Raw genomic sequence first — 13075 nt, forward strand, 5'->3', positions numbered from 1 at the left:
GACAAAACTTGACGGAAGCCGTTAAAGAACACGCTCGCATCGGAATCGTTTCGATTATCGGGGGAGTGTTCGTTGCATTATCCATGACATTATTTTTAATCCCGGCGGGGGTATACTCGACCGGATTTACGGGGCTCGCCCAAATTTTTACGCAACTGTTTGCGGGGACACCGTTTGAGCTCGGGGAAGGGATTTGGTTCTTCGTCTTGAACGTACCGCTGTTGATCGTCAGTTATTTCATGCTCGGCAAGAACATGATGATTCATACATTGATCAGCGTCGCGGCAGTCACCGTGTTCATTCGCGTGCTTCCGCAGTCGTCAATCATTTCGGACGACCCGCTTTTGAACGCTGTGTTCGGTGGGGTTTTGCTCGCCATCGGTTCGGGGATTACGATTCGTTTCGGTGCCTCGACCGGCGGATTCGATATCGTCGCCCTGATCTTAGCGAAGTTCACGAACAACTCGGTCGGCGTCTATCTGTTCCTCATGAACATGATGATCGCGCTTTGGGCCGGTGCGTTGTTCGGTTGGCAGACCGCGCTTTATACGATCGTCTTCTTATATGTGACGTCGAAAGTCATCGATGAGATTTATACGAATACGCAGCGCCAGACGCTCTTCATCGTCACGAGTCATCCGGACGAAGTGACGAAGGAGTTGCACCAGCACGTCTTCCGCGGCATCACGCTCATGCCGGCGATCGGCACATACTCGAAAGTCGAGAAAGCGACGCTCATGATGGTCGCTCAACGACACGAAGTGCGTGAAATCACACGCATCTGTAAAGACGCCGATCCAAGCGTCTTCATCAATATGGTCCCGACTGAAGATGTCGAAGGTGCGTTCCGACGCTAAAATAAACCCCCGCTGAACGCTCAGCGGGGGTTATTGTATATGTAGAGATCAAACGAGTGTGAGGGGGACGTGTGATGATTGGAGTCAGTATTGCGACGAAATGGGAGTATGAAGCGACATTGGAGTATTATGACGTTAGCGTGGATGAGCGGTTCAGTTACCCGTATGGCGAGTATTTCAAGAGGACGCTTGATGATGTCGAACTCGTTTTCTACAGCACCGGTGTGCGGAAAGCGAACGGGGTCGGTGCCAATCAATATATGATGTCTCGCTTCAATTTAATGAAAGTGATTGTGGCTGGCACGTGCGCCGGAATCGACGATACGTTCAACCAGTTGGATATCCTCATCCCTCATCGCGCTGTTCAATACGATTGCACGGTCAAAGAAGTAGAGCCGCTGATCAAGCAATCGTTCATCGTCGACATTGAACTAGCGAACTACGGGGACGATTTTTTGACGGGTACCATTGCGACGGCCGATCGAGCGGTCGTGATGTGGAACGACTACCTGGAACTGAAAGGACACGACATCACCATCGCGGATACGGAAGCAGGCGCCATCGCGTATATCTGCAAGAAAAATGACGTCGAATGCATCGTCATCAAAGGAATCTCAGACTTCCCGACGGATGAACGTGACGCGGATCCGTATGACTCGAACGTGGAACAAATCAACGTGTACATCGCGAACACCCCGAAAGTGATGACCAAGATTTTTGACGACTATTTGTGGCGCTTTATTTGACCATGGTTAGAATCGAACGCAAAAAACACCGACTGCATGAACAGTCGGTGTGTGGATTATGCTTTGATGCCAAGTTTTTCTTCGAGGTAGATGGCGATGCCGTCTTCCATATTCGAAGCGGTCACTTCATCCGCGACGGCTTTCAACTGGCTGATGGCGTTGCCCATCGCGACGCCGGTGCCGACGTAGTCGAGCATCTCGAGGTCGTTTTCCTCGTCGCCGAACGCGATGATGTTTTTGCGGTTGATACCGAGATGTTTCGATACTTCGCGCAACCCGAGCGCTTTCGACGTGTTCTGGCTCATGACCTCGATCATGTGCTCTGGCATGCGCCATTGGCGGTTCAAGACGGCCTCGGCGTGGACTTTATTCAAACGAGCGCGGACGTTGTCGACGTGCTCTTTCGTCGCGTGGATGAGGAGCGATGTCGGTTCTTCCTGCAAGTGTTTGAGCAAGTTGCCCGACGTGACGCTGAGCGCGCGCTCGGCGTACGGGCTGTAAAACTCTTGCGGATCTTTATGGAAATAGACGTGGTCGGTCACTTCGACGACGATGTTGTGCGCTTTCGTTTCCGATACTTCCTCGATAATTTCGTGCGCCGTCTTGAGGGGAATCGGCCGGTGCGTCACTGCGTATGACGGATCTTTCGGGTGATGGACGAGCGCGCCGTTGAAGTTGATGAGCGGTGTCGTCAAGCCGAGCTCTTCGTAATACATGATCGAGTGGCGTTGTGGGCGACCGGTCGCGATCATCACTTCATGACCCGCCTCACGGGCTGCTTGAAGCGCGCGCACGTTGCGCTCACTGATCGTCTTGTCGTCGCGCAACAACGTTCCATCCAAATCGACTGCGATTAAATAACGTGACATAGGGTTTCCTCTTTTCTACGAGTTGCTTATTTCTCAAACCGTACCATATTTCCCGTTTCGACGGAAAGAATATACAATCGAGGTCGCACATTTTACGGTAACAATGCTATACTAAGGACGTATGAATTTTTCATGAATCATCTGTGAGATGGAGGGGACTATCGATGCGTTACTTAGTCACATTGTTCTGGGCGATCTTGCTTTCGAATACAGCAATCTTTATCATTTCTGCTGTCGATGGCGTGACGTTCAACGCGATGCTCGCGACATTCTTTGGCGTCGTCATCACGATCTTTATTGTACTCTTGGACACGCTTAACCAAGATATGGGGATTAGCGACGTCGCACAAGAGAAGTAAGACGTCTACAACCAAGCTGGCTCATATCCGAGTCAGTTCTTTTTATATTATTAGGAGGAATCGAATATGAAAAACAATGCCAAACGGGCGAACTTCATTACGTTCGCCATCATCGGAGTCATCATCGTCATCGGTCTCGGCTTGTTGTTCTTCTTGAACAACGCGAACGAGGAGACGGGCGTCAACGCCGTCACACCTGACGAGCTCGAGACGAAGATTTCAGAAGAAGAGGAAGTCGTCGTCTACTTCTGGCAGACAGGTTGCGAATACTGTGAGCAAGTCAAACCATACGTCGAGCCACTCATCGAAGAGAATGACGCCGTCTCCATCAACTTGGCCGACCACAACGTCTGGACGACTTATGGCATCAACGGGACACCGACGATGATTCGTTTCCAAGATGGAAAAGAAGTCGGACGTGTTGAAGGAGCGGTCTCTGAGCAACAGTATGAAACGTTCTTTAAAAACGAGGAGGGCACACAGTGATCAAAAGCCGCTTATATCAGACTTTGTTTGAATTGAACGCGACCCCGGTCATTGCCAAGCGACTCCGTGCCTTCGCTGAATCGTCAGCGAGCCGGGCCTTCATCCCGTCGTTTGCGAAAACGTATCAAATCAACGTTGATGAAGCGGCGGAACCGATCGAGGCTTATCCGAGCCTGCACGCCTTTTTCACACGTCATTTGAAAGACGGGGTCCGGCCGATTGACGCCAACCCGAACTCGGTCGTCTCACCATGCGACGGCAAACTATCCATCGTGGCCGATATTACGGACGACAGCCGCTTCGAGGTCAAGGGTCAGTCGTACACGCTCGCCGAACTGCTCGGATCGCAACAAGAAGCAAGACGTTACGCCGGCGGTACGGTCTGTGTCCTTTATTTGAGCCCGCGTGACTATCACCGCGTCCACGTCCCGCTCGCCGGGCGGGTGCTCAGTCATTATGAACTCGGTGACCGTTCGGCACCGGTGAATGACATCGGGTTGACGGAGACGGTTCGTCCGCTCTCACGCAACTATCGTCGCGTCACACGCTTCGAGACGGCCGTTGGAGTATACGAGCACATCATGGTCGGGGCGTTGAACGTCAATACGATCGAATGGACGCTTGAAGGCGAACACGCGGGCAAAGGCGACGAGGTCGGTTATTTCTCATTCGGCTCGACCGTCATCCTTTGTTTTGAGAAAGGCCGCGTCACCATCGACCCAGCCAAAATCGGCCCGGTTCGACTCGGAGAAGTCATCGGGACGATGCAAAACGGTTGATTTTTTAAAACTTTTTCAGGCCGACCGAACGATACACTAGTCGTTTGGTCGGTTTTCGTTTACCATAGAAGGGATATCACTACATGTATAGTAGTTGAATCGCTTTAGCTAATTGGAGGAATTTAACCGTGTTTAATCGACTTTATCCGAAACAGTTCGTCGCGTCAGTATTTGACATCGACCTTGAAGAATTGAAAGACCGTGGGGTACGTGTAATTTTGACGGACCTTGATAATACACTCGTGGCCTGGGACGTCCCGCACGCACCAGAGCTTCTTTTGCTATGGCTTGAAAAAGTGAAGTCACACGGCCTCGATGTCATCGTCGTCTCGAATAATAACGAGAACCGCGTACGTACGTTCACGGAACCGCTCGGCCTTCACTATGTGGCACGTGCGAAAAAGCCGTTACCGTCTGGATTCAAACAGGCGCTCGCAAAATATGGCTATTCGACGAAAGAAGCCATCTTCTTAGGCGATCAATTGTTCACGGACGTACTCGGTGCCAACATGGCCGGGATTCACGTCATCCACGTGCAACCGGTCGTCAAGACGGACGGACTCGTCACGAAGTTCAATCGCATGCTTGAAAAAGTCGTGTTCGCCCATATGAAACGTCGCGGAAAGTACGTGTTGATCACGAAAAAAGTTGAGGAACTCGCCGTCGATGCGAAGCGCGCCAAAGTGGCCGTCGCTGAGAAAATCGGTGAAGCGATGCACTCACGTTCCGAAGATTCACATAAAAAAGATGAATAAGGACCTCGAACGCACAGGAAGAAGGAGGCTGTCCATGTACGGCGCGTAAGGCGTCGGAATTAACGCTTCAGGAGTAGCGGCGAGGCGCTACAGTGAATGAAGAAGAGGCAACTTAAATGACAGCAGACAACATTATGGAAGAAACAACACGTTATTGCGCCGGTTGCGGTGTCGCTATTCAAACGGAAGACCCGACCGGTGCCGGTTATGCACCAAAATCGGCACTCGATCGCGAGATCGTCATTTGCCAACGTTGCTTCAAATTGAAGCACTACAATCAAATTCAAGACGTCGAATTGACAGATGACGACTTCTTGCGCATCTTGAACGGCATCAGCTCCAAAGAAGCGCTCGTCATTAAAATCGTCGATATTTTCGACTTCAATGGCAGCTGGTTGCCAGGGCTACAACGCTCAGTCGGCACGAACCCCGTCCTCTTGGTCGGGAACAAAGTCGACTTATTACCGAAGTCGGTCAACCCGAACCGGATGGCCAACTGGATGAAGTCTGAAGCGAAAGAACTCGGCTTGAACCCGGTCGATGTGCACTTGATCAGTGCCAAAAAAGGGCACGGCATCGACGAGCTCGCAGAGAAAATTGAGTACTATCGTAAAGGCAAGGACGTCTATGTCGTCGGTTGTACGAACGTCGGGAAGTCGACGCTCATCAACCAAATCATCAAGCGTTTCGGAGCAGAAGACGAGGCCATCATCACGGTCAGTCATTTCCCGGGAACGACGCTCGATTTGATTGACGTCCCGCTCGACGATGATGCGAACCTGTACGACACGCCGGGGATTATCAACCGTCATCAAATGGCGCATTATGTCGATGCGAAAGATTTGAAGACGATCACCCCGAAAAAAGAGATTAAGCCGCACGTGTTCCAATTGAACCCGCAGCAGACACTCTTCTTCGGTGGACTCGCCCGTCTCGACTACATGGAAGGCAACAAGCGCTCGTTCGTTGTCTACATGTCGAACGAGTTGAAGACACACCGGACCAAGCTCGACAAAGCAGATGAACTATACGAAAACCATATCGGTAAGATGCTCAATCCGCCGAACGAGAAAACGTTGCAACTATTGCCTCCGCTCGTGCGTCACGAGTTCAGTCTCCGTGACGGCGTCAAGACAGACATCGTCTTCAGCGGACTCGGTTGGGTTGCGATTCACGGAAAAGGTGGACGCATCGCCGCGTGGGCACCAAAAGGAGTTGCCGTCACATTGCGTGAGGCGCTCGTATGAGACTGGCCGTCATCGGTCACCCGATTGCTCATTCGCTCTCTCCCGTCCTGCACGAGCAGTGGCTGAGAGCGTCTGGGCTTTTCGGGCGCTATGAGGCGCTCGACGTCACCCCGGACGAAATCGAGGACTTGTTTCAACAGATGCGTGACGGTGTCTGGGACGGATTCAACGTCACGATCCCGTATAAAGAGGCTGTCATCCCGTACCTAGACGAGCTCGACCAGGCGGCCGAAGCCGCCGGTGCCGTCAACACGGTGTATAAATGGGACGGGAAGCTGATTGGGACGAACACGGACGGTGCCGGCCTCGTCGCCGCGCTCGACCGCTGGACCGATTGGACGGGCCATGTGCTCGTCATCGGGGCGGGTGGGGCAGCGCGCGGCATCATCAGTGCCTTGCCGACCCGTGACGTTACGGTCACAAATCGAACGATGGAACGGGCGGAGCGTCTCGCGGACGCGTTCGGGATCGAGGCGCAGGCGCTCACAGATGTCGAGATCGCACGGTATGACGTCATCATCCAGACGACATCGGTCGGCATGGACGGCGTCGATTCACCACGATCGTTAAAAGGTTTACGACAAAACACTGTCGTTTGTGATATCATATATCGTCCACTCGTCACACCGTTTTTAAAGGAAGCCGCCAAAGCAGACGCGAAAATCGTCAACGGAACTGCCATGTTCGTCGGACAAGGCGCTTTGGCGTTTGAATATTGGACAGGTGTGAGACCGGATCAACTTGTCGGAATGAAGTTAATTGAACGCTTATTGGAGGAATAAATAGTATGTTATCAGGTAAACAAAAACGCTTTTTACGTGCCGAGGCACACCACCTCTCGCCGATTTATCAAGTCGGAAAAAATGGAGTGAGTGAAGCGATGTGCAAAGACATTAGCGACGCGCTCGAAAAACGTGAGCTCTTGAAAGTTCAAGTGCTTCAAAACTGTACCGATACGCCGAAAGACGTAGCCGGAGAATTGGCTGAAGGCACGAAAGCCGAAGTCGTTCAAGTCATCGGAAAAGTCATCGTCTTGTACAAACAGGCGACTGAGAAAGAAAATCGCCAAATCAAACTCCCATGAGCCGCATCGGCCTGATGGGAGGCACGTTCGACCCGCCACATCTCGGTCATTTATTGATCGCCGAACAGGCGCGCGAACAGTTGGAACTCGATGAGGTCTGGTTTCTGCCGGCGGCGATTCCGCCGCACAAGGCGGGCTTCAGCCCGGCTAAAGACCGAATCGAAATGACTCGGCGGGCGATTGCGGATCAACCTGCGTTCAAACTGAGCTTGATTGAGTTTGAACGTGACGAACCGTCCTATACGGTCGAGACGATGAGACGGTTGCGGGACTTGTATCCGGACGACACATTCTTCTTCTTGATTGGGGCGGACTCGCTCGAATCACTCGAAAAGTGGTACGATTACGAGACGCTCGTCACCCTCGTCACGTTCGGGGCTGTCGCGCGTCCGGGCAGCCGATACCGCATCCCGAAACAGGCAGATGTGCGCACGATCGATATGCCGCAACTCGAGATCTCGTCGACCGATATCCGGGAGCGGACGAGACGGGACAAGTCCATCAAATATCTCGTCCCGCTCGATGTCGAAACTTATATCAAGGAGCGCGACTTGTATGACGTATGAGGAAGCACAATCATTGATTGAGGCGACGTTGCCCGAGAAACGCTACATCCACACGCTCGGTGTCGTCGAGACGGCCGACCGGTTGGCCCGCTTGTACGGGGCCGATGTGGAAGCGGCGCGACTCGCGGCGATGTTGCACGACTATGCGAAATATTTGGATGCCGACATGATGCGGCAAGTCGTGGTCGAGGAGAACCTCAATCCGAGCTTGCTTGAGTTCGATGACGAGCTGTTGCATGCGCCGGTCGGGGCCATCCTGTTAGACCGAGCGTACGACCTTGACCCGGCCGTCGTGTCGGCCATCAAGAATCATACGACAGGAGAACCGGGCATGTCCCGGATCGACCAGATTTTATTCGTCGCGGACGCGATCGAACCGAATCGGTCGTATCCGGGCGTCGACGTCTTGCGTGACCTCGCGGATCGTTCGCTCGAAGCGGCCGTCGTCGCGACGTTGCGCCATACGATTGCTTATTTATTGAACAAGTCGGTGCGGATTTTCCCGCTGACGATTGAGACGTATAACCATTTTGTGAAAACACCCTAGGAGGTACAGTATGACTGTAAAAGAAGAATTAGAATTGATCGTGAAGGCCGCTGACGATAAGCGTGCCGAAGATATCGTCGTCCTCGACATGGAAGGCATCTCACCGGTCGCAGATTATTTCGTCATCTGCCACGGTAATTCAGAGAAGCAAGTCCAAGCAATCGCGCGCGAAATCAAAGACGTGGCCGGCGAGCATGAGCTCCCGCTCCACAAATTCGAAGGCATGGACTCGGCACGTTGGGTGCTCGCTGACCTCGAAAACGTCGTCGTCCATATCTTCCATCGCGATGACCGTGACTACTACAACCTTGAAAAATTGTGGGCAGATGCGCCACAAGTGGAAGTAGAAGTCGGCTAATGGCGTACGAAGGGTTCGCCTACGTCTACGATGAGTTGATGAAAGATGCCCCGTACGAGGACTGGGTCGCCTTCGTGCGTCGCCATGTCAAAGACGGTGCATCGCTTGCTGACGTCGGATGCGGGACGGGCTCGGCGACGATTCGCTTGGCGGAGCATTACGAGACAATCGGACTCGACTTATCTGAGTCGATGCTCGAAGTCGCCCAAGAGAAAGCGCTCGAGGCAGGCATCATGCTTCCGCTCTGGCAACAGGATATGCGGGAGCTTGAATTGCCACACCCCGTCGACGCCGTGACAATCCTCTGTGACTCGCTTTGCTATCTCGAGGATGAGGCCGATGTCATCGATACGTTCGAGGCGGTGTACGAACAATTGAAACCGGGCGGCATGTTCATCTTTGATGTGCATTCGCCGAACAAGATGCAGACGCTCTTCAATCAGAAGACGTATGCCTCGAACGGGGAAGATTGTTCGTATATCTGGTTCGCCGACCCGGGCGAAGCACCGCTCTCGGTCGTTCACGATTTGACGTTCTTCGTCGCCCTCGAGGATGGCACGTATGATCGCGTCGAGGAGACGCATGAGCAACGGACGTATGAGTCGGGGCAGTATATGCAATGGCTCATCGGGGCCGGCTTCCATGTGAAATCGGTCACCGCTGACTTCACGGACCAAGCTCCGGGCCCGAACGCAGAACGAATCTTTTTTGTCGCCCAGAAATAAACGAGACCCCATCGCGGATTTGCGATGGGGTCTCGAGCTGTTAACGAATCAAATCGCAACATGCGCTCTGATTCTTTTTTTATTGATGGTTCTGCCCGAAGTGAAGCATTGTTGCAGTCATGTTTGCCCAATTCGTGTTTCCGTGCCTCCAAGTCAGGTGTTTAATACTTGACTTATAAAGGCAGCTTTAGCTTGAGTATACTTTTCTCGGTCATTACGAAATTCTTTTGCTAAATGCCTTTTAAGAAGCCCGTACTCTTTTACAAGCGAAGGATTGTCTCGTAATTTATCTCGAAACTCAATCTGTTTTCCCCAACGATCTTCTGCCACTTTCATGATGTGTAAATGAGCAACTCGCTTATCATTTTTTACTTTCACAAAAAATCTCCGCCAGGTTTGTCCATCTAGTTCAGGTGGTACATAGTGCCAATCATGCAACGTTAATGTATCAACAATATCGTGGATTTTTTCAAACGATTCGATACTAATCATCACATCTATAATAGGTTTTGCGGGTAGACCAGGAACGGCCGTACTACCTATGTGTTCTGCTTCCTTGATGTCAAACTTTGAAAGTAAGTCGAACAACTCTCTTGTTTCTTGTAGACCTAACCGTGCCCACTGCACGTTAGAATCTTCTATTTCAATAGTCTCATAAGCCCAAATTGGAATATTTGAGTGCTCGTGTTTGTCTTCTTTCATGAGTTTATCCCATCTCCCTGAAAGTTTTTTTCACTTTATACCCAGAACCTCATTTTTAAACGCGATATAGAGAACCAGATAATTTTTATCTCATTTTGCTTACAGCCTTGTTTCTCCGTTCACAAGTAATTCAATGTTGATTCATGGCCCCGTCATAATGCTAATCATAAAAAGAGTCGAAAGACCCCATTGCAAGTAGCATGGGGTCTTTGTCATGGTCAAGCCTCGTGACTGAATTGCCATTGGACACCGAAACGGTCTTCGACCATGCCATACGCCTTGCTCCAGAACGTCTCTTGGAGCGGCATAAGGACACGGCCACCGGCAGATAAAGCCTCGAATTCTCGACGGATGGCGTGGAGGTCATCTGTCACGACGGCGAGTGTGATGTTCTGCCCGAACGTGACCGGACCGTCCGGCATAGCGTCCGAAAACATGAGCGATGTACCATGGACGCTCAGACGGGCATGGAGGACGAGGTCGGCCAGCTCGTCCGGTACAGGTTCACCGTCCGGTCCAGGCTGGGCACCGAACGTCATGATGTCCGGGGCGGGCTCGGCGAAGACGTCGGCATAAAACAGGACGGCGTCGCGACAGTCGCCATTGAAATTGAGATAAGGGTTGATCGGCATGAGTGTTCCTCCTCGAATCGTTTCTTTCAGTATGAGACAAACGGATGACGGAAGAATCCGACAAAAGCACGAATTTTCGGACAAGGTTGTTGAAACGGTCGCTGAAACGGGAATGGAGTAGATGAGACATTCTTACGAAAGAAGGCGTAAGGAGATGAAACTGACACGAGGACGTCTACTAGAATTCGGGTTCGTGTTGTTCATGGCGGTCATACTCGTCACGTCGATCATCGAAGGAGAGTGGTTTGACGCGAGCGTCGCCGGGGCGGGGATCGTGTCGGGTTTGATTCCGTTCATCCTCGAGAAGACGTTCAAAACCGAGTTCGACGCTAAAATGAAAGTCGCCTATATCTTATTTTTGTTTGCGTCGCAGTACTTGGGGTCGATTGTCGGATTGTATTCGAACGGTTGGTGGGACACGTTTCTTCACGTGTTGAGTGGGGTGTTTTTGGCGTTTCTCGGCTTCGATTTCTTAAGTCGACTTGATGAGGACATCCGACTTGAGATGCCGAAGCGGTTCGTCTTCGTCTATATCGTCGTCTTCGCGATGGCCGGGGCGGCACTTTGGGAAATGTATGAATTCACATCGGACTTGCTATTGAACACGACGATGCAAGGGAACGGGAACGACGACACGATGGTCGATCTCGTTGCCGGATCACTCGGCGGCATCATCGCGGCCTTGCTCGTGACCGAGATTCACCGAAAAGAACAACATAAGAAACGTAAAAACTGAAAGCGATTGCAAAACGCCCGAGTATTGCTCGAGCGTTTTATTTGTAATAATTATTATCTTTTAATATCATTAACTTTGTAAGAATGATTATAAAGAGGAGGCAACAATATGGATCAACATCGTCGTCTAACTACTAACCAAGGCGTCCCAATCGGGGATAACGCCAACTCCATCACAGCGGGTCGCCGCGGCCCCACACTTCTCGAAGATTATCAACTCATTGAAAAACTCGCCCACTTTGACCGTGAGCGCGTGCCGGAGCGGGTCGTTCATGCTCGTGGTGCCGGAGCACACGGTGTCTTCAAAGTTAAAAATAGCATGAAACGATATACAAAAGCCAAATTTTTGCAGGAAGAAGGGCAAGAGACTCCAATCTTCGCTCGCTTCTCAACCGTCATCCATGGTCTTGGCTCACCAGAGACGCTTCGTGACCCACGTGGATTCTCGGTCAAGTTTTACACGGAAGAAGGGAACTATGATTTCGTCGGAAACAACTTACCGGTCTTCTTTATCCGTGACGCCATCAAATTCCCAGACGTGATCCACTCACTTAAACCGGACCCACGGACGAACTTGCAAGACCCAGACCGTTTCTTCGACTTCATGTCGCTCACGCCGGAATCGACGAGCATGCTCATCCACTTGTTCAGCGATGAAGGGATTCCAGCCTCATACCGTCATATGCGCGGTTCATCGGTCCACTCATTCAAATGGGTCAACGAATACGGAAACACGGTGTACATAAAACTCCGTTGGGTCCCGAAACAAGGCGTTAAAAACTTGTCGATGGAAGAAGCGGCGAAAGTACAGGCCGAAGACTTCAACCATGCGACCCGCGACTTGTTCAACGCCATCGAGGAAGGCGACTTCCCAGAATGGGATCTCTACGTCCAAATCCTCGACCCGGCCGATATGGATAACTTCGATTTCGATCCGCTCGACGCGACAAAAGACTGGTTCGAAGATGTCATCCCGTATCAACTCGTCGGTACGATGACGCTTAACAAAAACGTCGACAACTATTTTGCCGAGACGGAATCGGTCGGATTCAACCCGGGCGTGCTCGTACCTGGGATTCAACCGTCTGAAGACAAGATGCTCCAAGGTCGCTTGTTCTCCTATTCGGATACGCAACGTTATCGTATCGGGGCGAACTACTTGCAGCTCCCGATCAACTGTCCGTTCGCACAAGTGTCGAACAATCAGCGTGATGGCGTGATGCCGTTCAAACAACAGACGAGCCCGGTCAACTATGAACCGAACCGCTATGAGGACGCACCGAAACCGGACGCGGCTTATATCGAGACGGAACAACCAATCTCAGGAGTGGCTGGACGTCAAAAAATCGAGAAGACAAATGACTTCGGTCAAGCTGGAGAAGTGTACCGTCGCTACTCGGAAGAAGAGAAGACGGCACTCGTGAACAACTTGGTGGCGCACATTAAAGAAGTCCGCCATGAAAACACGGTGCTCCTCTTGATCTGCAACTTCTATCGGGCCGACCGCGACCTCGGCGCGCGTCTCTCGGAAGCACTCAACGTCGATATCACACCGTTCTTGAGTCAAGTGACGGAATAATCATTTCAAGCAGAGTCGGCAACAGCCGCTCTGCTTTTTTGAGTATAAT

The 13075-nt window shown here is 51.6% G+C and carries 18 protein-coding genes; 15 read left to right on the forward strand and 3 right to left on the reverse strand.

Annotation, left to right across the window (positions count from 1 at the left end; translation table 11 throughout):
- Positions 1 to 8 precede the first annotated feature (8 nt).
- Both KNP84_RS05120 and KNP84_RS05125 read left to right on the forward strand, forming a co-directional pair.
- A complete protein-coding gene (locus tag KNP84_RS05120; RefSeq protein WP_021066659.1) occupies positions 9 to 857 on the forward strand; it encodes a YitT family protein in 849 nt (282 codons plus the stop codon).
- 74 nt (positions 858 to 931) lie between these two features.
- Entirely contained in the window at positions 932 to 1603 is a 672-nt protein-coding gene (locus KNP84_RS05125) for a 5'-methylthioadenosine/S-adenosylhomocysteine nucleosidase family protein (protein ID WP_214755694.1), read from the forward strand.
- 56 nt (positions 1604 to 1659) lie between these two features.
- On the opposite strand, the gene KNP84_RS05130 is transcribed toward KNP84_RS05125, so the two are convergent.
- Positions 1660 to 2472, reverse strand: a complete 813-nt coding sequence (locus KNP84_RS05130; RefSeq protein ID WP_029595940.1) for a Cof-type HAD-IIB family hydrolase — start codon at positions 2470 to 2472, stop codon at positions 1660 to 1662.
- Positions 2473 to 2636: 164 nt separating this feature from the next.
- Between KNP84_RS05130 and KNP84_RS05135 the strand changes: the two genes are divergently transcribed.
- The 11 genes from KNP84_RS05135 to KNP84_RS05185 all read left to right on the forward strand — a co-directional run bounded on the left by KNP84_RS05135 (position 2637) and on the right by KNP84_RS05185 (position 9378).
- Entirely contained in the window at positions 2637 to 2831 is a 195-nt protein-coding gene (locus KNP84_RS05135) for a YjzD family protein (RefSeq protein ID WP_021066656.1), read from the forward strand.
- A gap of 66 nt (positions 2832 to 2897) precedes the next feature.
- Entirely contained in the window at positions 2898 to 3317 is a 420-nt protein-coding gene (locus KNP84_RS05140; protein WP_021066655.1) for a thioredoxin family protein, read from the forward strand.
- Positions 3314 to 4096, forward strand: a complete 783-nt coding sequence (locus KNP84_RS05145; RefSeq protein ID WP_051627745.1) for a phosphatidylserine decarboxylase — start codon at positions 3314 to 3316, stop codon at positions 4094 to 4096. The genes KNP84_RS05140 and KNP84_RS05145 overlap by 4 nt, the downstream gene beginning before the upstream one ends.
- A 128-nt stretch (positions 4097 to 4224) precedes the next feature.
- The gene (locus KNP84_RS05150; protein ID WP_021066653.1) at positions 4225 to 4851 is read left to right on the forward strand and encodes a YqeG family HAD IIIA-type phosphatase; all 627 of its coding nucleotides are present in this window, start codon (positions 4225 to 4227) and stop codon (positions 4849 to 4851) included.
- Between the two features lie 134 nt (positions 4852 to 4985).
- Positions 4986 to 6098, forward strand: a complete 1113-nt coding sequence (gene yqeH, locus KNP84_RS05155) for a ribosome biogenesis GTPase YqeH (protein WP_029595938.1) — start codon at positions 4986 to 4988, stop codon at positions 6096 to 6098.
- Positions 6095 to 6880 (forward strand): shikimate dehydrogenase, encoded by a 786-nt coding sequence (gene aroE / locus KNP84_RS05160; protein ID WP_215114429.1) that lies wholly within the window; start codon positions 6095 to 6097, stop codon positions 6878 to 6880. Before yqeH ends, aroE begins: the two co-directional genes overlap by 4 nt.
- Positions 6881 to 6885: 5 nt before the next feature.
- A complete protein-coding gene (gene yhbY, locus KNP84_RS05165; RefSeq protein WP_021066650.1) occupies positions 6886 to 7182 on the forward strand; it encodes a ribosome assembly RNA-binding protein YhbY in 297 nt (98 codons plus the stop codon).
- Complete coding sequence (locus KNP84_RS05170; RefSeq protein WP_214720242.1) at positions 7179 to 7748, forward strand: nicotinate-nucleotide adenylyltransferase; 570 nt, start codon at positions 7179 to 7181, stop codon at positions 7746 to 7748. Before yhbY ends, KNP84_RS05170 begins: the two co-directional genes overlap by 4 nt.
- Positions 7738 to 8295, forward strand: a complete 558-nt coding sequence (gene yqeK, locus KNP84_RS05175; RefSeq protein ID WP_214720241.1) for a bis(5'-nucleosyl)-tetraphosphatase (symmetrical) YqeK — start codon at positions 7738 to 7740, stop codon at positions 8293 to 8295. Before KNP84_RS05170 ends, yqeK begins: the two co-directional genes overlap by 11 nt.
- A gap of 10 nt (positions 8296 to 8305) precedes the next feature.
- Entirely contained in the window at positions 8306 to 8653 is a 348-nt protein-coding gene (gene rsfS, locus KNP84_RS05180; protein WP_021066647.1) for a ribosome silencing factor, read from the forward strand.
- Positions 8653 to 9378: a class I SAM-dependent DNA methyltransferase gene (locus tag KNP84_RS05185; RefSeq protein ID WP_215114430.1), complete on the forward strand. Its 726-nt coding sequence runs from the start codon at positions 8653 to 8655 to the stop codon at positions 9376 to 9378. Before rsfS ends, KNP84_RS05185 begins: the two co-directional genes overlap by 1 nt.
- Before the next feature lie 153 nt (positions 9379 to 9531).
- Here the strand turns inward: KNP84_RS05185 and KNP84_RS05190 are convergent, their stop codons facing one another.
- Both KNP84_RS05190 and KNP84_RS05195 read right to left on the reverse strand, forming a co-directional pair.
- The gene (locus KNP84_RS05190) at positions 9532 to 10080 is read right to left on the reverse strand and encodes a GrpB family protein (RefSeq protein ID WP_214720239.1); all 549 of its coding nucleotides are present in this window, start codon (positions 10078 to 10080) and stop codon (positions 9532 to 9534) included.
- A gap of 218 nt (positions 10081 to 10298) precedes the next feature.
- Complete coding sequence (locus tag KNP84_RS05195) at positions 10299 to 10712, reverse strand: VOC family protein (protein WP_214720238.1); 414 nt, start codon at positions 10710 to 10712, stop codon at positions 10299 to 10301.
- A gap of 154 nt (positions 10713 to 10866) precedes the next feature.
- On the opposite strand from KNP84_RS05195, the gene KNP84_RS05200 reads away from it, so the two are divergent.
- Complete coding sequence (locus tag KNP84_RS05200; protein WP_021066644.1) at positions 10867 to 11448, forward strand: DUF2238 domain-containing protein; 582 nt, start codon at positions 10867 to 10869, stop codon at positions 11446 to 11448.
- A 108-nt stretch (positions 11449 to 11556) separates the two neighbouring features.
- Entirely contained in the window at positions 11557 to 13026 is a 1470-nt protein-coding gene (locus KNP84_RS05205) for a catalase (protein WP_215114431.1), read from the forward strand.
- The last annotated feature ends 49 nt before the right edge of the window (positions 13027 to 13075 follow it).

It is taken from the genome of Exiguobacterium sp. s70, assembly GCF_018618315.1.
Taxonomy (GTDB): domain Bacteria; phylum Bacillota; class Bacilli; order Exiguobacteriales; family Exiguobacteriaceae; genus Exiguobacterium; species Exiguobacterium chiriqhucha.